Origin of the sequence: Proteus sp. G4380, from assembly GCF_963885725.1 — a bacterium.
Taxonomy (GTDB): Bacteria; Pseudomonadota; Gammaproteobacteria; order Enterobacterales; family Enterobacteriaceae; genus Proteus; species Proteus mirabilis.
In genome coordinates this window covers 30,070-50,623 of record NZ_CAWPAV010000179.1, presented here as the reverse complement: position 1 = coordinate 50,623, position 20,554 = coordinate 30,070, and the positions used below count along the sequence as shown (strand labels likewise).

General features: G+C 39.2%; 17 protein-coding genes. 7 read left to right on the top strand and 10 right to left on the bottom strand.

Going from position 1 to position 20,554, the window contains the following annotated elements; genetic code table 11:
• The first annotated feature begins 15 nt into the window (after positions 1-15).
• From AACU98_RS15810 to AACU98_RS15800, 3 genes are read left to right on the top strand one after another with little or no spacing between them, the layout of a single operon-like run.
• Positions 16-153, top strand: coding sequence for a surface lipoprotein assembly modifier (locus AACU98_RS15810; RefSeq protein WP_259605203.1), 138 nt, complete (start codon positions 16-18; stop codon positions 151-153).
• Positions 154-197: 44 nt separating this feature from the next.
• Entirely contained in the window at positions 198-3,251 is a 3,054-nt protein-coding gene (locus AACU98_RS15805) for a TonB-dependent receptor domain-containing protein (protein ID WP_161734639.1), read from the top strand.
• A 27-nt stretch (positions 3,252-3,278) separates the two neighbouring features.
• On the top strand, positions 3,279-4,082 hold the full coding sequence (locus AACU98_RS15800) for an energy transducer TonB family protein (protein ID WP_161734636.1): 804 nt from the start codon (positions 3,279-3,281) through the stop codon (positions 4,080-4,082).
• A gap of 53 nt (positions 4,083-4,135) precedes the next feature.
• Here the strand turns inward: AACU98_RS15800 and AACU98_RS15795 are convergent, their stop codons facing one another.
• The 10 genes from AACU98_RS15795 to rpmH all read right to left on the bottom strand — a co-directional run bounded on the left by AACU98_RS15795 (position 4,136) and on the right by rpmH (position 13,719).
• Positions 4,136-6,097: an insecticidal delta-endotoxin Cry8Ea1 family protein gene (locus AACU98_RS15795; protein WP_161680120.1), complete on the bottom strand. Its 1,962-nt coding sequence runs from the start codon at positions 6,095-6,097 to the stop codon at positions 4,136-4,138.
• Between the two features lie 31 nt (positions 6,098-6,128).
• Entirely contained in the window at positions 6,129-7,058 is a 930-nt protein-coding gene (locus tag AACU98_RS15790) for a metallophosphoesterase (RefSeq protein WP_004246518.1), read from the bottom strand.
• 184 nt (positions 7,059-7,242) lie between these two features.
• A complete protein-coding gene (locus AACU98_RS15785; protein ID WP_004249773.1) occupies positions 7,243-7,707 on the bottom strand; it encodes a DUF1097 domain-containing protein in 465 nt (154 codons plus the stop codon).
• Between the two features lie 402 nt (positions 7,708-8,109).
• On the bottom strand, positions 8,110-9,423 hold the full coding sequence (locus tag AACU98_RS15780; protein ID WP_012368637.1) for a type II toxin-antitoxin system HipA family toxin: 1,314 nt from the start codon (positions 9,421-9,423) through the stop codon (positions 8,110-8,112).
• The gene (locus AACU98_RS15775) at positions 9,424-9,681 is read right to left on the bottom strand and encodes a helix-turn-helix domain-containing protein (RefSeq protein WP_004249771.1); all 258 of its coding nucleotides are present in this window, start codon (positions 9,679-9,681) and stop codon (positions 9,424-9,426) included. It abuts the gene before it with no gap.
• 148 nt (positions 9,682-9,829) lie between these two features.
• A complete protein-coding gene (gene mnmE, locus AACU98_RS15770) occupies positions 9,830-11,194 on the bottom strand; it encodes a tRNA uridine-5-carboxymethylaminomethyl(34) synthesis GTPase MnmE (RefSeq protein WP_004246513.1) in 1,365 nt (454 codons plus the stop codon).
• A 137-nt stretch (positions 11,195-11,331) separates the two neighbouring features.
• Complete coding sequence (yidC, locus tag AACU98_RS15765) at positions 11,332-12,972, bottom strand: membrane protein insertase YidC (RefSeq protein ID WP_004246512.1); 1,641 nt, start codon at positions 12,970-12,972, stop codon at positions 11,332-11,334.
• A gap of 2 nt (positions 12,973-12,974) precedes the next feature.
• Entirely contained in the window at positions 12,975-13,235 is a 261-nt protein-coding gene (gene yidD / locus AACU98_RS15760; RefSeq protein WP_012368639.1) for a membrane protein insertion efficiency factor YidD, read from the bottom strand.
• The gene (rnpA, locus tag AACU98_RS15755) at positions 13,199-13,558 is read right to left on the bottom strand and encodes a ribonuclease P protein component (protein ID WP_004246510.1); all 360 of its coding nucleotides are present in this window, start codon (positions 13,556-13,558) and stop codon (positions 13,199-13,201) included. The genes yidD and rnpA overlap by 37 nt, the downstream gene beginning before the upstream one ends.
• A 17-nt stretch (positions 13,559-13,575) precedes the next feature.
• The gene (gene rpmH, locus AACU98_RS15750) at positions 13,576-13,719 is read right to left on the bottom strand and encodes a 50S ribosomal protein L34 (RefSeq protein ID WP_004246509.1); all 144 of its coding nucleotides are present in this window, start codon (positions 13,717-13,719) and stop codon (positions 13,576-13,578) included.
• 722 nt (positions 13,720-14,441) lie between these two features.
• Between rpmH and dnaA the strand changes: the two genes are divergently transcribed.
• The 4 genes from dnaA to gyrB are packed head-to-tail and all read left to right on the top strand — an operon-like array spanning position 14,442 to position 20,485.
• Entirely contained in the window at positions 14,442-15,842 is a 1,401-nt protein-coding gene (dnaA, locus tag AACU98_RS15745; RefSeq protein WP_004246507.1) for a chromosomal replication initiator protein DnaA, read from the top strand.
• 4 nt (positions 15,843-15,846) lie between these two features.
• Positions 15,847-16,950: a DNA polymerase III subunit beta gene (gene dnaN, locus AACU98_RS15740; RefSeq protein WP_004246506.1), complete on the top strand. Its 1,104-nt coding sequence runs from the start codon at positions 15,847-15,849 to the stop codon at positions 16,948-16,950.
• Positions 16,951-16,961: 11 nt separating this feature from the next.
• Complete coding sequence (gene recF / locus AACU98_RS15735) at positions 16,962-18,050, top strand: DNA replication/repair protein RecF (RefSeq protein ID WP_017628724.1); 1,089 nt, start codon at positions 16,962-16,964, stop codon at positions 18,048-18,050.
• A gap of 20 nt (positions 18,051-18,070) precedes the next feature.
• Positions 18,071-20,485, top strand: a complete 2,415-nt coding sequence (gyrB, locus tag AACU98_RS15730; RefSeq protein WP_004246504.1) for a DNA topoisomerase (ATP-hydrolyzing) subunit B — start codon at positions 18,071-18,073, stop codon at positions 20,483-20,485.
• Positions 20,486-20,554 lie beyond the last annotated feature (69 nt).

Below are 20,554 nucleotides of genomic sequence, written 5' to 3'. Positions count from 1 at the left end.
GTTTTTACAACAACTATTAAAAATAAAGCACCTATTATCTGGGGGTTTTATCCAGCAATAGAATTAAGTTATACCCGTAGATTAAGCAATGTGGATTGGTTATATCAATATCAGCAGCATGAAGTCTTATTTAAATTAGAAAAACAATTTTAATTAATTTAATGCATGACTTCTTTATTAATTAAGTAGGTAACACAATGCATGTAGTGCTTTTTCACAAACGTACGTTAGTCTCCATGATGGTTTCACTCTCCTTATTTTCTCTCAATAGTTATTCCAAGACGAAGGATAATACAACCGATCTTGGACAAATTCAGGTTGCAGATAATTTAGAAAAAGATCAACAAGGTTATGCTCAAGTCTATGAAAAGGATGTGGCTAATATTTATTTAGGTAAAGCTCTTATTGAACGTTATCAAGGGGTATCACCTGCAGATTTATTTAAAAGCGCGATAGGTGTTTATAGTGGTGAAGCCCGTAATGGAGGAGCATTGGATCCGAATATTCGTGGTATTCAAGGCCAAGGGCGTATCCCCGTTACTGTGGATGGTACTGAGCAGGCGATTACGGTTTATCGTGGTTATAGCGGTGCATCTAATCGTAACTATATTGATTCAAATTTGATAAGCAGTATCTATATAGAAAAAGGCCCTTCACTTAATCCTAATATAAAAACAGGAATTGGCGGAGGGGTTGCCATTAAAACATTAGATATACGTGATATTGTGCCCATTGGTGAGTCTTTTGGTATTAATTTTAAAGGGGATATTAGTAATAATGCCACAGGCTATAAAGATATTTATACTAATATGATTGAAGAGTACCGTTATTATCCAAAATTCTATCAACAAAATGCTTATATTATCGATCCTGCATTAGAAATAACACCTAAAAAAAGTAAAATAGAAAACTTTCAAGATTATTCATTTCGCTTAGGTGTAGGATTTGATAAAGAAAAATTTAATTTACTTTTTGCATATGCAATACGTGAAAAAGGTAATTATTTTGCAGGAAAGAGAAATGTAGAAGAGTATAGTAAAGTAGATGAGCAATTGCTTAATTCTGTTTATATAATGGACGGGAAAAGACATTTTGAGCCTTATTTACCTTTTATTGCTCATATTTATCGACCTGGTAATGAAGTACCAAATACATCTAATCGTAACCGCTCTTTTTTAGTAAAAGGAACTCTATTTCCACAACAAACGCATCGTTTCTCCATTAATTATCGATACACCGATTTATTATTTGGCGATATTATGCCATCACGATTAAGTTGGGTTCGTTATCAAGAAAATTTAGTTAATCAATGGCCTTTGGCAAATATTACACAACAAGCAGGCATATTAACCTATCAATATAAACCAGAAGATAAAAAAACAGATTTATTACTGCGTTTATGGGGCAATTTAACTTTAGGACATACTAATACTCGGGGAGGAAAACCAAGAGAGCCTAAAATGGTTGATTTTAGAGCTAGCAGAAATACAAGGTGGGATCCCTCTATTGATACAGGCTTTTTAGATACAGCATCTCTATATCAAGATAATAATCGTTATGGTGTTGATTTTTCATCGTTATTTAAATTATCACCTCAGTTTTCTATTTCTTTTTCCGGTCAATATCAATTGGAAAAATTAGATAGTCATGAGCTTGAACTTCCCATGGGTTTTGATTTCGTGACCGAGGGGCGAGCCGGGCAACGTCATGAAGTCAATTTAGCGTTAGCCACAGATTGGAAACCATTACCCTGGTTTGCGATGAATATTGGCGGTAAATATCATTACTATCATCTGACGGATACCTTTTTAAATAATAAACGGAAGAATAGGGTTAAAAATTACGAGAAAACAGCCCCTATCCGCGGTTATCTGATCTCTTATCGACGAGTATTAACGCCAGAAGAGTATTTACTCTATCGCGCGGTTAATAAAATTGATGTCGATACTTTACCTGACGAGTTAAAAAATTACCGAAGTTCTGCTGAGCTGAGTAAAAAAATTAGAGACTTTCAACAAGCGGATTTAGTTTATCCTGAAGGTGGCGCTTTGCTAGAGGAAATCAAGGAGCAGATTGTTAGGCCATATCTTCAGAGAATACAGCATGATATGGAGCATGAAGATTTTCTTCGTAATAACCATGGAAAGATGCAAATAAAAAACGCTAAAGCCATCCCGATGAAAAGAGAGTTTAGCCTTTGGTTATTTGATGAAAATGGCGTGCTATCTAAGAGTAAGAATATTTTACTTAATGGTTTTCTTGATATGGAGGAAAAAGTCCCTCATCCAGTGACGGGGGAGTTAGTCTATCGCTTTGAAAAAGATGTTATTAATCCTCAGGCATTTTCTCTATCAGAAGATATTCAAGATCCCTACGCACTGGAGCCTAGCTATCAGCATGGCGCATTTTCCCCTTTAATCTCTGCCACCCTTTATGCCAACGATATGGTGCGTTTTTATGGCCGTTATACTGAGCAATTGCGTTTGCCTAACTTATTTGAAGATACCAGTGGTTTTTCAGGCTCTAAAGCTCGCTATTATGGTTTTAAGTTAAAGCCAGAGCGTGCCAAAAGCAGTGAGTTTGGTGTGGTTGTTGATTTTACGCATTGGTTGAATATAGAGCGCCATGCTGATATTAAAATTAATTACTTTAAAACGAACATTGAAAATGTATTTGATAGAGATGCTAATTGGCAAATTAGACAGTTAGAAAAACAAATATTAGAAGGTGTAGAGTTACAAGCCCGGTTTGATAATGGATTTATTTTCTTTGATACCGCATTAGTGTATAGCCATAAAAATAAAGTCTGTGATGAAAATGCTTTTTATGAGCTTGATGCATCAGGATTATCGGGTATTAAAAACTGTATGACAGGGGGATACCCTGGCGGATTTTTGCGCACCTCAATGCAGCCTAAATACTCAGTTAACCTACATTTAGGCACGCGCTGGCTAAATGATAAATTAGAATTAGGTAGTCGCTGGCTCTATTCATCAGAAGTTGAAAATAAAGATGAGAAATGGCTTAAAGAAAATTTACCTAATAGCTATTTTGGCATAAATAATAATCCGATGCGTTGGGCAAAAGTATTTACTATTGATGCTTATGCAACTTATCAATATAGCCCCAACTTATCTTTTGAAATAACAGGAAGTAATTTATTAAATGAATATTACATTGATCCGCTGACCCGTTCTGGTATGCCGGCACCAGGAAGAAGTTTGCGATTAGGTGTAACAGCCCAATTTTAATACAAGGATAAAATAGGAGTTTTATTTATGTTGGCACTTTCTGTCAGACAGCCACTTAATATTTATTATTGGCTCATTGCGATATCATTAGTTTATATCAGTTTATTGAGTTGGGTACTTAATTCATGGTCTATGACAGAAAGTGCGCACCATATTGATCAGCAACAGCAAAATACATTATCGGTCTATCAGGTGATGTTTTCGCCACCTAAACAATCTACTACCATGATTGAACCGAGAATAAAGATCGAGTCACAACAACCACCTATTGCACTACCAAGAAGTGAGAACGGTGAATTTATTGAAGCGCCCAAACAACCCGCAAAAAAGCGTCAACAACAACCGGCCCCAATAACACCTAAAGCGATAAAACAGGTAAAAAAACAGCCAGTAGTAGACAAAACAGTACCTATAAAACTACCTGATTTAACAAATCACAACATAGTTCAAAGTACATCACAACCATCAGCAGAAAACTTAACACAGCATACCGCGAGTTCATTGGCAGGGAGCAGTCGTGCATTAAGTGAAAATGGTATTGGGCAGGGAGAGTCTGAAAATCACTATATCAGTTTATTGCGCCGAGAAATTGAGCGTCATAAGCGCTATCCTGCGCAAGCTCGTCGTATGCAAGATGAAGGGCTGGTTGTTGTGCGTTTTTCATTAACCGATGAAGGCTATATTTCATCCGTTGCACTTGAACAGACCTCAGGGGTGGCATCTCTTGATAATGCTGCACTTGCCGCGGTAAAACGGGTAAAACCAATTGGCCCGAAACCTAATAACTTATCTGATCCTTTAACTATCTCGTTAAAATTTCAATTAAATTGAATAAAAAATACCTAAGTCAATATTACACTTAGGTATTTTATGGAAATAAAACATTAGAATAAAACAGTCATATCAGCCAACAAGGTATTAGGCTCAAAGAAATAGAGATGAAAATAGAGATTTTTTTGATCTTCTTGACTAAAAATACAAGATAAATCAATTTGATAAGTATAAAAATAACTTTTATTATCGGAAATAGGATGATTAAGTAATGGGGTTATTTTATAAATAATATTATCTTGATCTGTGGTGAGCTTAAATTCAGCAGAACCAATAATAGTGCCTTGGGTCGCATCGCCCGTTCTTGCCACTATGGCTAACGATTGTTCCTGCGTAATTGCACACTGTAATAACAAGGTGATTTTTTGTGATAAACCTACTTTGCCAATCGGCTCTTCGGATGGTAAACAAAAATAAGCATCGTGATTTAACAAAATACAATTTTTCCCCACTAACATATCACTATAGCCATATTGAGCTTTGCTTAATTGAGTCATAAATCCATGATTTAAATCGAGTTCATAGCTCTTTTTTGCTGTGGGTAAATGATTTTTAGTGTCAAGAGGTAAGGATGCATAACCATCATAAAAACGAAATATAGGTGCAGATTCAGTTAACCAAGCTCCTGAGTCAGCTTGACAGCTTTTTCCATTGTGACGACTTAAATAAAGATTTACGCCATTAAAGCAGTAGCCAGGAATATTAAGATACGATTTATTATCTCGATTACCTTGACCGATAGTAAAACTATTATTGTTAACATCATCAAGTACCATATATTTTAACCCTCCCCAAGGTGTGTCAGAAATATAGCGAACGGAGGGTAAAATTTGTGTTGGTGACAGATAGGCTTTCTGACTGTCTGGGGTAAAAAATGTGTCGTTTTTTATAACATCATGGCTATCTCCTGCCACGCCATTACAGCCTTCATATTGAAAACTATCTACCTCTTTTTCAGGTGTTAAGTAGTTCTGTTTTAAACGGATCACTGCATCAATATGAGAGTAGGATTCAATACTTTGTAGCATGGATGTTCTATGTAATATATCTTTTCCCATCTCAACGTAAGTCTTGTAATAACTGATTTTTGGATCATGGCTATAGTCATTTCCATAAAGCTCTAAGCTATTCCAACGAGCAAAGGGGGTTGTAAATTCAATTTCAAAACTACGTTTAACCCAAGTTTGATAGAAAGATAAACCAGAAGTATAGATACCCACTAAAAAAGTATTACATTTATTATAATCATCTTTAAAAACTTGGGAGGTCTGCTGATAAATGGCTTTATGAATATTGGCGTTAAATTTATCAATGCTGTTTCTTAATGTTTTTAGATTATTTTTGAAATAATCCTCTTCCAGAGCAAGTTTTTCTTTATTGGTTAATATATCGCAATGGGCGGCGACAAAAAGTGCGCAACAGTGGCAATAAAAGGGCAATCCTGCTGATTGTGCTAAATTTAATACTAATGGTTGTTGAGCAATAATTGTCGAAATCACATCATCAAAACGGTTAAGAACTTGTTCCCGTAAATCTCGTAATTGTTCTTCTGAATAATGCACATTGGGGTCAAGATAACGAGCGAGAGAATCTGAAAATAATTGATAAACGTCGCTAATACCTTCTGTTGTGAGTTTAATGATTTTTATATTGTTATCAGTGATTTTAGCATCAATAATACGAGAGACATGGGCAATAATTTGCTCAGCTAAAGAGCTATCTTTCATATTTTTATTCATGAGGCCAAAAAGTGCGGAAGTAATTTTTGAAAGTACCCCCCCAACAACAGGTATTAGACCAATGATATGACCCACGACCACTTCACCCACCATAATAGGCGCATTAAGCGGATCTTGTTGATTAAATTCATCCACAACAGTGGGTAATATATTACTGTTGCGATTAATCATATCTAACATCCCATCCTTTAAGTCCTCATATTCAATGCAGGTTAAAGGTTGAGTACAGGGGAGTGACGAAGGGCTTATTGATATTTTTAACGGATTTAAATGCATAAAAGAGACTCCTTCTCTGACGTAGTATTATTTAATTCCATTTTTCTATTAATTGAGGTGTACCTGATAAACCGTTATAAACAGTGATAGATAATTCTGTACCACGGATTTCTACGGCTAAATAATCTCCTTTAAATAGCGCACCACTATTATAAACTGGGACATCGCCGAAGATCTCACTGCCACCATAACGGTTATCTTGACCAACATAATGGGTATGCCCAACAAATACCGCCTTTACCCCGTAATGTTCTAGCATATATTTAAAGAAGGTCAGCTCTTCTTGAGATGATTTTTCTGGGAAGTGTTGGTTTCCATCATGGAAGTTTAATATGATGGTTTTATTGCTATTTCGCGCCTGAATTAAATCTTTTTCTAACCAATCAATAGAATCTGTGACATTAATGGTTGAAGCTGACCAGTGATCGAGCACCACATGATAAGTGGGATAGTTTTGTAATTGTACAAAATGAATATCACCATATTCCCAAGAGTAAGCCTTACTACCTGAATATTCGCTACTATCGTATCTAAAATTACCTGAAGTCGCATAATTACGATACTCTTCAATACGGTAGTGCATATCAAAAACCATGCCTCTTGCACAGGCATTCATACTGTAATCGGCATTACTCGGCTCTGCACAGTCCCCCACATTGTTTTGATAATCGTGATTACCAAGTCCAACATAGGTATTAAATCCTAAAGGTGAAGGGGCAAACAGTGCACGAAAACTTTCACGTTGGGAGCGACGGCCAAATTCTGTTAAGTCACCATTTATAATGCCAAAAGCAAAAGATTTTTCACGGTGTAATGCTTGAATACTGTCTCTAACGCTTTTTACGGTGGTTTCCCAACGGGATTGATCATTATTGGGGTCATTATTATCCAGATCTAGACGCCAAGGTTGTGGATCTGACATGACAATAATATTGTAATCAGTAGATTGTGTTGTTGTCATCGCGATACTCCTCGTTACATTTTTATGGGGTAGCCTCCTTTTTGACCTAAATAGCCATAAACTACAATTGCAAAGTTTATTAGTGATCTGTGAGAAACATTGGAGAAAGTAGTGAAAAAGAGAAAGCGGCGCTCTAGAAATAAAACCTATAGAGTTACCGCTTTTTCATGGTGAGGTAAATTGATTAAATGGCTTTCTTCTGTGATTTATTCGCGATCCACAGTCCGCTCATTTTCATCGAGTAACCAAATAAAATACCGAGAATGAGTGAAGGGATAGTTTGTGTTAAATGACCTTGTGCGGCAAAAATAGTACATGCGCCAATAAAAGTACCCGGAATATAAGCCAGTAATGTGCTTTTAGCTTGTACACACATTACAAAGGCAATTACACCGGTGACGGCGTAGCCAAAAATCGCACTATCATTAAACAGTTGGCTACCATAAATAATCGCTAATGCCCAAATAACACCACTCATAATAGTCGCAATCGTCACGACTAAGCCTTTAAAACCTTCTTTAGGGTAGGCGAAATAAGCCGTGCAACCTAAAAAACCAGCCCAACTTAATAAGTCAAATTGGCTAGCAACAAATGCCCAAATGGCAGAAAGAATGCCTGTTGTCAGCGCAGTAAAATAAAGCGTTCTCACGATAGACTCTTAAAAGTAGTGGGGATATTTACCCTGTTAACTAAAGGTGAAGTTTAGCATTGTCATTAGTTGATTTACTATATTTAGATCATTAAACATCATCATTTAAATAACAATTTTTTTGCTATCTGAAATCTATTTATCTATTGAAAAATAAAAAGATAAAGTAAACGATTGCTTTATTAGATTTGTAGTTAAATAAAAAATAACCAAGTATGTTGTTTGATATATATTATTAATAGGTTAATTAAAATCGAGTATATAAATAATATAAGAAATAAAAATAATTAATTTATGACACTCTTTTTGAAAAAAGCATTACCTAACTTTATATCGTATATATGTAATTTTTACCTGCTATAACCGGTAAAGTAATATTTACACGCTATAGCAGGTAAATGGCTAAATGTTAGCTAATCTAACAGCGCGTGCTTTCATTCCATCTAATATTGTATTGCTAATCTCAGAAGGGAAATCCTCGGGTAATTGCTGTTTTACGCGTTGTATGACATCGTCCATTTCTTGATAAAAATAACGAAGAATATCGCTCATTAATGAAGGATCGAAACCGACAGCTTCAGCTGTTTGGTAGAAATGACGAGGAAAAATTTGTTCTATTGCGTATTTTTTGCCTCGGCTTGCTTTTAATCCCATAGCAAGTTTTGCATCTCGTGGATTAAGTCCTCGTCCTCCGAAATTGGGATAGATGGACATAATGTCATAAAGAGGAGTGAGATGGAAACGTCCTTCTTGGTTGATAAAAACAGAAAAATTTTTTGCGTGTCCATCCGTTGCAGCCAAAAGCCAAAATAGCACTTGTGCCTTCATAAAATGAAAACGATCTTGATCGGCATTTGATGAGCCAAGTAAATATTTCATAATATCGATAATGCCAGGCCCTCCTTCATTTTCATATTTTAGCGCAGAAGGTATATTTAAAATTTGGCAAAAATCTTCTTGAGGTAAACGTATTATCCACGATTTATCAGATGAATATTTTCTATCAAAACGTTCTACAGCAAGCGCTTTAACATTTTTTGTTTTAATAATAGAGCAGTGGGGGACGGGAAGATCAAATTCTTTGGCAATTAAGGTACAAAGATACTCATTTTCTACACTATTGGATAAATCCATTGTATAAGAATGACTTTCAATAACACCAATTGGCAGTTTAATAATATGGGTAGTTGGTGTGTTATTATGTGGCACACACCAATGATTATCTTTTAAAAGTAATGCTGTTTTTTCTTGTGCTCCAGCGATGGAAATTCTGAAATCAGTATATTCTTTAAGCATACCGAGTGGAGTATTGGATTTATATCCTAGTAGAATTTTTTCAAGCTCAATATCATTGAGTTTTTGATATTCTATTTTTTTGATATCCGCAGGCGTACTGCCACTAGGAAGTAACCTTAATGCACCAACAGTATCTGCACCGATAGCCGCTAATAGGTCAAAGGGTTGATTTGAGTTCGCATTATAGCGACTCACAATACGATTTCTAATTTCAGTATTATCAGGTAACAGATTATCAAAGAAATTATAGACACAGTCTCCTTGATATTCTTGAAGCTGTAATGGCATCGAAAGAGAGATGGGACGACTTCCTGGTTGATTAACCCAATCTTCAGTATATTGGAATGAATGCGCACCTGAGCTTTTTTTAGTAAAGATGCCCACATAGTATTCATTCATATATACATCAAGACTCGCCATTTACCACTCCTCTTTCCATTCACTTTTGTGTGCTAAATTATTTTTAGCATCTTTAGGATGAATTTCCATCTCTAAATTTAGTGCGGAGAGCAGTTTGAAAAAGGTTTCTAGTTTGGTGGAATTAGGATTAAGTTCAAAATTGGACACGGTATCTTGTCGGATCCCTACTTTTTGGGCGACTTTACTTTGAGACAGTTTTTTTGTTAATCGGACATCTTTTAGATGCACACTGAGTTGATAGGCATTAATTATGATCATCATCTTCTACCGGTTATAGGCGTTAATATCTAATATACCGGTTATAGCGTGTAGATCAAGATTTAATGGTTATAGCGTGTAGAGTTATAATTACCTGCTATAACCGGTAAAGTAATATTTACACGCTATAGCAGGTAAAGTTTGGTCGTTACTTCCCAATACAGAAACTAGAGAAAATTCGCCCTAATAAATCATCTGATGTAAATTCACCAGTAATTTCGCTTAATGCTTGTTGAGCAAGTCTTAACTCTTCTGCTAATAGCTCACCTGACTTGGCATAAACCAATTGCTGATAGCCTTGTTGTAGGTGTTCAGCGGCTGTGTTTAATGCTTGTAAATGACGACGGCGCGCTAAGAAGCCCCCTTCAGTATTGCTGTTAAAGCCCATGGCTTCTTTAAGGTGTGAGCGTAGTAATTCAATGCCCATTCCATCACGGGCAGATAAACGGATCATCGGATAGTCACCTTGCGAGGTGATCTCGGCAGGTTCACCCGTTAAATCTGATTTGTTGCGAATAACGGTGACCGGCAGTGTGCTAGGTAAACGAGCCATAAACTCAGGCCAGATCTCTTCCGGTGTCGTCGCCTCGGTGGTGGTACTATCAACCATAAAGAGGACTCTATCTGCTTGCTCAATCTCTTGCCATGCACGCTCGATACCAATACGTTCTACTTCGTCACTGGCTTCACGTAAACCTGCTGTATCGATAATATGTAATGGCATACCATCAATATGGATATGCTCGCGTAATACATCTCGTGTCGTACCCGCTATATCGGTGACAATGGCCGCTTCTCTTCCCGCTAATGCATTTAATAAGCTTGATTTACCAGCATTAGGGCGCCCGGCAATGACGACTTTCATCCCTTCACGCAATAGGCTGCCTTGGCGCGCTTGCGCACGAACATCGTCTAATTGACTGATAACCGTATTGAGTTTGCCCTCGATCACCCCGTCAGAAAGAAAGTCTATCTCTTCATCAGGGAAATCAATAGCCGCTTCAACATAGATACGTAAATTGGTTAAGGACTCGACCATCTCATTAATATGAGAGGAGAAAGCACCTTGTAAAGAGTTAATCGCAGAGCGTGCTGCTTGCTCTGAACTGGCATCAATTAAATCGGCAATCGCTTCAGCTTGCGCTAAATCGAGTTTATCGTTTAAGAAGGCTCGCTCTGAGAACTCACCGGGCTTAGCAATACGGATACCGGGAATTTGTAGAATACGCTTTAAGAGTAAGTCGAGAATAATTGGGCCACCATGGCCTTGTAGTTCTAAAACATCTTCACCCGTAAAAGAGTTAGGATTAGGGAAGAAAAGGGCGATACCCTGATCAAGCACTGAGTTATCTTCATTGCGAAAAGGAAGATAGTCGGCATAACGTGGCTTAGGTACTTTGCCTAAAATAGTTTGTGCTACAACAGCCGCTTTAGGGCCAGAAACGCGTAGGATACCAACACCGCCTCTTCCAGGAGGTGTGGCCTGAGCGACGATAGTATCAGTGCTATGCATGGTGAACTCGCTTAATCAGAATAATCATTAATCGTATAAAAATAAAAAAACAGAAGGCGGCCTATTAGACCGCCTTCACTATTTTATGTCACTTTTCTTTGAATGTAACCAAAGAAGAGGTTTTTCCTGATGTGACCTTATTTTTTGTCTCTACTATGTAGCCCACGTTTTTCCAGACCGCGGTAGATTAACTGCTGCTGGATAATGGTTACTAGGTTACTGACGATATAGTACAGAACCAGACCTGATGGGAACCACAGGAAGAATACAGTAAATACAACCGGCATAAAGGTCATAATTTTTTGTTGCATCGGATCAGTGACTGCTGTTGGTGACAGTTTCTGAATGATGAACATCGTCACACCCATTAATAATGGCAGGATATAGTACGGATCTTGTGCTGATAAGTCTTGGATCCATAATATAAATGGTGCATGACGTAATTCAACCGAGCCCATTAACATATAGTATAAGGCAAGGAAGATTGGCATCTGGATAATCAGCGGTAAACAACCACCAAGAGGATTAACTTTCTCTTGTTTGTATAACGCCATCATTTCTTGGCTCATACGTTGTTTATCATCACCAATACGCTCACGAAGTGCCGCCAGTTTTGGTTGCAGTAAACGCATTTTCGCCATAGAGGTGTATTGCGCTTTCGTGAGTGGATACATAATACCACGAACGATAAAGGTGATCATGATGATGGAGAAACCCCAGTTACCGATAAAGCTGTGCAGGAATTTCAGCAGCTTAAACAGTGGCTGAGAGATAAACCATAACCAACCATAGTCAACAGATAGGTCTAAATGTGGTGCGATTGCAGACATTTCAGACTGGATCTCAGGCCCGACCCATAATGTTGAAGTGATATCCTGTGTGCTATTCGGTGCAACAGTAATAGGTGCTGATTTATAACCAATCAGTGCGATAGATTTATTATCTAAAGTGATAGAGTAGAAGTTGTTATTCTGACTATCTTTAGCTGGGATCCACGCGGTTGCGAAGTATTGTTGTAACATCGCAATCCAACCATTGTTGGTTGTGATAGAAAGGTTTTTATCTTCGATATCACCAAAGCTATATTTTTTATAGTTGGTTTCATCTGATGAATAAGCCGCACCACGATAGGTATGTAGCGCAAAGTTGCTACTTCCAGTATCACGGTGTTCTGGTAACTTAACAGACTGTTTTAACTGACCATAAAAGTTCATTGTCAGTGTTTTATCTGTTGGGTTCTCAACTTTGTATTCAATACCAATGTCATACTGACCTTTTTTCAGAATAAAGGTTTTGACGAATTTCACGCCTTCTTCATTCACAAAAGTCATAGGTACACGTAATTCATCTTGGTTTTCACCTAAGATAAATTCTTGTTGTGTGGCACTGTAGACAGGGCGAGATTTCTGATCTGGACCATCAGGGCCAATTAAGCCACTTTGAGCCTGATACAGGAATTGAGGTGTAGTTTCCAGTAAACGGAAAGGGGTTTTTGAATTAAGCTCGGCGGGATAGGCTAACAAATCAGCCTCATCGATAGTACCGCCCTGAGTATTGATACGAAGATCAAGTACGTCAGTTTTTACGGTAATCAATTTTGCCTGCTCATTGCTGTTACCAGTCACAGCAAGACTATCACTGCTTGGCATGTCCGCTTGTTGCGAGACCTGAGTAGTAGTGGTGGTGTTTTGTGATACTTTATCACCCTCCCACTGCTGCCAGATCAGGAAAGAAACGAACAGTAAAGCGATGAATAGAAGATTGCGTTGCGAATCCATCGTTAATTTTCTCTGTTATCGTCGTTTTTTCTAGGTGGGACAGGATCATCACCACCTTCGTGTAAAGGGTGGCATTTTAATATGCGTTTCACTGTTAACCAACTACCTTTTATCATTCCAAACCTGCGCAATGCCTCAATACCATAATGAGAGCACGTAGGATTGAAACGACAACGAGGCCCCAACAGAGGACTAATCCCCAGTTGATAGCCCCTAATCAGCAAGATCAGGATTTTTGAGCCAAGCGACAATGACGACGCCATAATTTACCCAACACTTCCGTCAATTGGTGGTTATCAAGTTCAGCTACCCCCTTCCTTACTAATACCACAAAATCCATAGCAGGTAATTGATGCTGATGTAAACGAAAGTATTCACGGGCTAATCGTTTAATCCGATTACGCTCATGAGCACGTTTAACGTTTTTCTTTGCGATAGTTAGACCGATGCGGGGATGCCCCAGCTCATTCTGGCGACCCAAAATTGTAACTTCTGGTGAACTCGCACGCTGTGGCTGCTGGAAAACAAAATTGAAATGCTTGGGAGTTAACAAACGTAACTCCCTTGGAAAAGCGAGCTTAACCACGGAATGGTTAGCTTTTATTATTTCGAAGAAACGGTCAGACGAGCGCGGCCTTTCGCACGACGGCGAGCCAGAACCTGACGACCATTTTTAGTGGCCATACGAGCGCGGAAGCCGTGGTTACGGTTGCGCTTCAGTACAGACGGTTGAAAAGTGCGTTTCATAGCGATTTCTACCTACTTTATATTATTACTGATTCAGCAAATGCGTTGACAGACAGGAGTGCAATAAATAAACAAACCAGTACTTCAATCGCAGCATCAATGATGGAAAGATGCGGGATTGTAATAAAATCACTCAAATGCGTCAATGAAGATGACGTTTTAAGTACCGATTTTTGTCGTCTTTTTTAGCAAACCCGATTATCAATCCTTACTTATGCGCAACGCTCGCTCTTATCGACACCCTAAAAAGGGAAGATAAAGGGCGAATTGTTGGTACAAGCACGCAGGGTGCAAGATTATACGGACTCAGGGTGAAAGCGCAAGGATCTTTGGTGGATCATCATGCAGATAATTGATCATCCTTTATAAGAAGAGCAGAAATTTACCTACAGAAAGTTATCCCCAATTGCTATTTATAGGGTGACTCAAGTACACTAGAACTCCCTTACCTATTTATTTCGGAGAATTATCACAAATAGGTAAGCCTGTGGATAAAAACCATAAAAACTGTGTAAAAGAAAGAGGATCTTCGTTTCATTTTGCGATATGATCCCCCGTCACGATCAGAACAACCAGTCTGCGATCGTGAAGCACGATGTAAAAATCGTGGTCATCAAAGTTGTTCCTTATTAAGAATTGAAGAGGAACGGTGTTGTGTACCTAAGTGTTTAATCACATTTTTCCTGTTTATTTTTTAGTCTTGTTTTTGAGGGGAGTCCGCCGTGTCACTTTCGCTTTGGCAGCATTGTCTTGCCCGATTGCAGGATGAGTTACCTGCCACTGAATTTAGTATGTGGATACGTCCCTTGCAGGCAGAACTAAGCGATAACACGCTGGCACTGTATGCACCTAATCGTTTTGTGTTAGATTGGGTAAGAGAAAAGTACATTAATAATATTAATGCGTTATTAGTCGACTTTTGTGGTTCTGATGTCCCTTCGTTGCGTTTTGAAGTGGGGAATAAACCTGTATCAGCACGTACCACCGAGAGTGTTCCCAAAACCGTGACACATCCCGCGGTTAATTCCACACCGACTAACAGCCAGCCGGTGCGTCCTAGCTGGGATAATCAACCGCAATCCCAGTTACCTGAACTTAATTATCGTTCTAATGTTAATCCTAAACATAAATTTGATAATTTCGTTGAAGGTAAATCGAACCAACTTGCTAGAGCTGCCGCAAGACAAGTTGCTGATAATCCTGGAGGAGCTTATAACCCACTGTTTTTATATGGGGGAACGGGTCTGGGTAAAACGCATCTATTGCATGCGGTGGGCAACAGTATTATGGAACGTAAAGCCAATGCTAAAGTTGTTTATATGCATTCGGAACGTTTCGTGCAAGATATGGTAAAGGCGTTACAAAATAATGCTATTGAAGATTTTAAACGCTACTATCGCTCTGTAGACGCGCTATTAATTGATGATATTCAATTTTTTGCCAATAAAGAGCGTTCACAAGAAGAGTTTTTTCATACCTTTAACGCTTTGTTAGAGGGAAATCAGCAAATTATTTTAACCTCAGACCGTTATCCTAAAGAGATTAATGGGGTAGAGGATCGATTAAAATCGCGCTTTGGTTGGGGATTGACCGTAGCCATTGAACCACCAGAATTAGAAACACGTGTGGCGATTTTGATGAAAAAAGCGGACGAAAATCAAATCCAGTTACCTGATGAAGTGGCGTTTTTTATTGCCAAACGACTCCGCTCTAACGTCCGTGAACTAGAAGGTGCATTAAACCGAGTAATAGCTAACGCAAATTTTACCGGTCGAGCCATTACCATCGACTTTGTGCGTGAAGCATTACGTGATTTACTCGCATTACAAGAGAAACTCGTTACTATCGATAATATTCAGAAAACTGTAGCAGAATATTATAAAATTAAGGTAGCGGATTTGTTGTCAAAGCGACGATCCCGATCGGTTGCCCGTCCGAGGCAAATGGCAATGGCGCTGGCAAAGGAATTAACAAACCACAGCTTGCCTGAAATCGGGGATGCCTTTGGTGGTCGTGACCATACTACGGTACTGCATGCTTGCCGAAAAATAGAGCAACTGCGTGAAGAAAGTCACGATATCAAAGAAGATTTTTCTAACTTAATCAGAACATTATCATCCTAGCGCTATGAAATTTATCATTGAACGAGAACAGCTGCTAAAGCCGCTGCAACAAGTCAGCGGCCCTTTAGGCGGTCGCCCAACTTTACCTATTTTAGGCAACCTGTTGCTTAAGGTGACGGAGAATACCTTATCGCTAACAGGTACAGACCTTGAGATGGAGATGATGGCAAGAGTGAGTCTTAGCCAATCTCATGAAATCGGTGCAACGACTGTTCCTGCGCGTAAGTTTTTTGATATTTGGCGCGGATTACCTGAGGGAGCAGAAATCAGCGTAGAATTAGACGGTGATCGCTTACTCGTTCGTTCAGGAAGAAGTCGTTTTTCTTTATCGACACTCCCTGCGTCTGATTTCCCAAATTTAGACGATTGGCAAAGTGAGGTTGAATTTACTTTGCCACAAGCCACTCTAAAACGTTTGATTGAATCCACACAGTTTTCAATGGCGCATCAAGATGTGCGTTACTACCTCAACGGTATGTTATTTGAAACGGAAAACACGGAATTGCGCACGGTTGCTACTGATGGTCACCGTTTAGCGGTCTGTGCCATGGATATTGGACAATCTTTACCCGGACATTCTGTTATTGTGCCACGTAAAGGTGTTATTGAACTGATGCGTTTACTTGATGGCAGTGGTGAGAGTTTATTACAGTTACAAATTGGCAGTAATAACTTACGCGCTCATGTAGGCGACTTTATTTTTACCTCGAAACTGGTTGATGGTCGTTTCCCTGACTATCGCCGCGTATTACCGAAAAATCCGACTAAAACAGTTATCGCAGGTTGTGATATCCTCAAACAAGCGTTCTCTCGTGCGGCGATTTTATCGAATGAAAAATTCCGTGGGGTGCGTATTAACCTCACTAATGGACAATTAAAAATTACCGCTAACAACCCTGAACAAGAAGAAGCAGAAGAAATTGTCGATGTTCAGTATCAGGGGGAAGAGATGGAGATCGGTTTTAATGTGAGCTACCTTCTTGATGTGTTAAATACACTCAAGTGTGAAGAGGTAAAATTATTACTGACTGATGCTGTTTCAAGTGTACAGGTTGAGAATGTGGCAAGTGCAGCTGCAGCTTATGTTGTTATGCCGATGCGCTTGTAATCACGATTAATATGATTTTATCCCGTTTATTGATCCGCCATTTTAGAAATATTGAACAGGCTGATTTGCCATTAGCGGATGGTTTTAATTTTCTTGTAGGACCAAACGGGAGTGGGAAAACCAGTATACTTGAAGCGATTTACACATTAGGCCATGGACGGGCATTTCGTAGTGCCCAAGCGAATCGAGTGATCCAGCATGATGAAAATGCGTTTATTTTACATGGGCGTTTAAGTGGCCTTGATGAAGAAAGTCGCGGTTACTCGATTGGTTTAAGTAAAGATCGCGAGGGTAACAGTACGGTACGTATTGATGGTAGCGATGGGCATAAAATTGCAGAGTTAGCGAAGTTATTACCGATGCAATTAATCACCCCTGAGGGGTTCACATTACTTAATGGTGGGCCTAAATATCGTCGTGCTTTTATCGATTGGGGTTGTTTTCATAATGAGCCTCGATTTTTTGTTGCATGGTCAGATTTAAAACGCGTCTTAAAACAGCGTAATGCAGCACTCAGGCAAGCGTCGTCTTATCGACAACTCTTACCTTGGGATAAAGAGCTTATCTTACTGACAGAACAGATAAGCCAATGGCGAGCTGAATATACAGAAGATATCGCCAAAGATATTGAAGAAACGTGCCAATTATTTCTCCCTGAATTTACCTTGAAAGTCAGTTTTCAACGAGGATGGGATAAAGAAACCGATTATGCACAGTTGCTAGAACGTCAATTTGAACGTGACAAAGTGTTATCATATACCTCGTTAGGTGCTCATAAAGCGGATTTACGTATTCGTGCTAACGGCACTCCGGTAGAAGATATGTTGTCACGGGGTCAGCTTAAGTTGTTAATGTGTGCATTAAGGCTGGCACAAGGTGAATATTTCACTCGTAAGAATGGGCAAAGATGCCTGTATCTGCTCGATGATTTTGCTTCTGAATTAGACGCAAATCGGCGCCAGTTGTTAGCCGAGCGTTTAAAGTCTACGCAAGCTCAAGTGTTTGTCAGTGCAATCACTTCTGGGCAAGTTAAAGATATGCTAGATGTAAATAGCAGGCTATTTAGCGTAGAACATGGCAAAATAGAGGTTAAACCATAGGAATAAAGCGAGAAACGTTGATGTCGAATACATATGACTCCTCAAGTATCAAAGTATTAAAAGGGCTGGATGCGGTGCGTAAGCGCCCGGGGATGTATATCGGGGATACAGATGATGGAACCGGTCTGCATCACATGGTCTTCGAGGTGGTCGACAACGCTATCGACGAAGCCCTCGCGGGTTACTGTGATGAGATTATTGTCACTATCCATTCAGATAACTCAGTCTCTGTTCGCGATGATGGCCGTGGTATTCCAACGGGTATTCATGAAGAAGAGGGCGTTTCTGCAGCAGAAGTGATTATGACGGTTCTGCATGCGGGTGGTAAATTCGATGATAACTCCTATAAAGTCTCTGGTGGGCTGCATGGTGTAGGGGTTTCCGTTGTTAATGCGTTGTCTGAAAAACTTGAACTGACTATCCATCGTGATGGTAAAATTCATCAACAAATTTACCGTTCAGGTGTACCTGACGATCGCTTAAAAGTGATTGGTGAAACAGATAAGTCAGGAACCTTTGTTCGTTTCTGGCCAAGTCTTGATACCTTTAAAGGTGAGACTGAATTCCAATATGATATTTTAGCGAAACGTCTGCGTGAGCTCTCCTTCTTAAACTCAGGAGTCTCTATTCGTTTAATTGATAAACGTGATAACCGCGAAGATCATTTCCACTATGAAGGTGGTATCAAAGCATTCGTTGAATACTTAAGCCGTAATAAAACGCCTATTCACCAAAATGTATTCTATTTTTCTACAGAGAAAGATGGCATTGGTGTTGAAGTGGCGATGCTGTGGAATGATGGTTTCCAAGAAAACGTTTATTGCTTTACCAATAATATTCCACAACGTGATGGTGGTACTCACTTAGTTGGTTTCCGTACCGCAATGACCCGTACGCTAAACAACTATATGGATAAAGAAGGCTTTAATAAGAAATCGAAAATCAGTGCAACGGGTGATGATGCTCGTGAAGGCCTGATTGCGGTTATTTCTGTTAAAGTACCTGATCCGAAATTCTCATCACAAACGAAAGATAAACTGGTTTCTTCTGAAGTTAAAACAGCGGTAGAAACGCTGATGAATGAGAAGCTGGTGGAATATCTATTAGAAAATCCGACTGACGCAAAAATTGTTGTCGGTAAAATTATTGATGCTGCTCGTGCCCGTGAAGCTGCGCGTAAAGCACGTGAGATGACGCGTCGTAAAGGCGCACTCGATTTAGGTGGTTTACCGGGTAAATTAGCGGACTGCTCTGAGCGTGATCCTGCTTTTTCTGAACTCTACTTAGTGGAAGGGGACTCTGCGGGTGGTTCGGCAAAACAAGGGCGTAACCGTAAAACGCAAGCGATTTTACCGTTAAAAGGTAAGATCTTAAACGTTGAAAAAGCGCGTTTTGATAAGATGCTGGCATCTCAAGAAGTGGCAACGCTTATCACGGCATTGGGTTGTGGTATTGGCCGTGATGAATATAACCCAGATAAACTGCGTTATCACAGCATTATTATCATGACGGATGCGGACGTCGATGGTTCTCACATTCGTACATTATTACTGACGTTCTTCTATCGTCAAATGCCAGAAATTATCGAACGTGGTCATATCTTTATTGCTCAGCCACCTCTCTATAAAGTGAAAAAAGGGAAACAAGAGCAATACATTAAAGATGATGATGCGATGGATGAATATCTGATGTCTATTGCGCTTGATGGTGCAGCGCTTTACGTCAGTGAACATGCCCCTGCTATGCATGGTGCACAATTAGAAAAACTGGTTGTTGACTACCATGCTGCGCATAAAATTATTCGTCGTATGGAGCGTCTCTATCCACTGAGTATGTTAAATAGCTTGGTCTATCACTCAACGCTGACAGAAGATGATCTCTCTGATAAAGCGAAAGTGGAAGAGTGGATGAGTGGCTTGGTGAACCGTTTAAATAATGCGGAAGAGCAAAGCAGTACTTACAGCTATACCATCACACAAAACGAAGAAAATCGTTTATTTGAGCCAGTATTACGCATTCGTACTTACGGTATCGATACAGACTATAAATTGGATTACGATTTTATTCATAGTAGTGAATATCAACGTATTACTAATTTGGGCGATATTATTGGTAACCTGATTGAAGAAGGGGCCTATATTGAGCGTGGAGAACGTCGTCAGGCGATTTCAAGCTTTGAAGAAGCCCTAGAATGGTTAACCAAAGAATCACGTCGTGGTCTTGCTGTACAGCGTTATAAAGGTCTTGGTGAAATGAACCCAGAACAATTATGGGAAACCACCATGAACCCAGATACACGTCGTATGATGCAAGTCACTGTGAAAGATGCGATTGCGACCGATGAGTTATTCACAACCTTAATGGGTGATGCTGTTGAACCTCGTCGTGCTTTTATCGAAGAAAATGCACTAAAAGCAGAAAATATCGATATCTAATAACGTTTTCTTGAGTCAAACAAAACCCGCTAATTCAATAGGTTAGCGGGTTTTTTATATTTATAATAT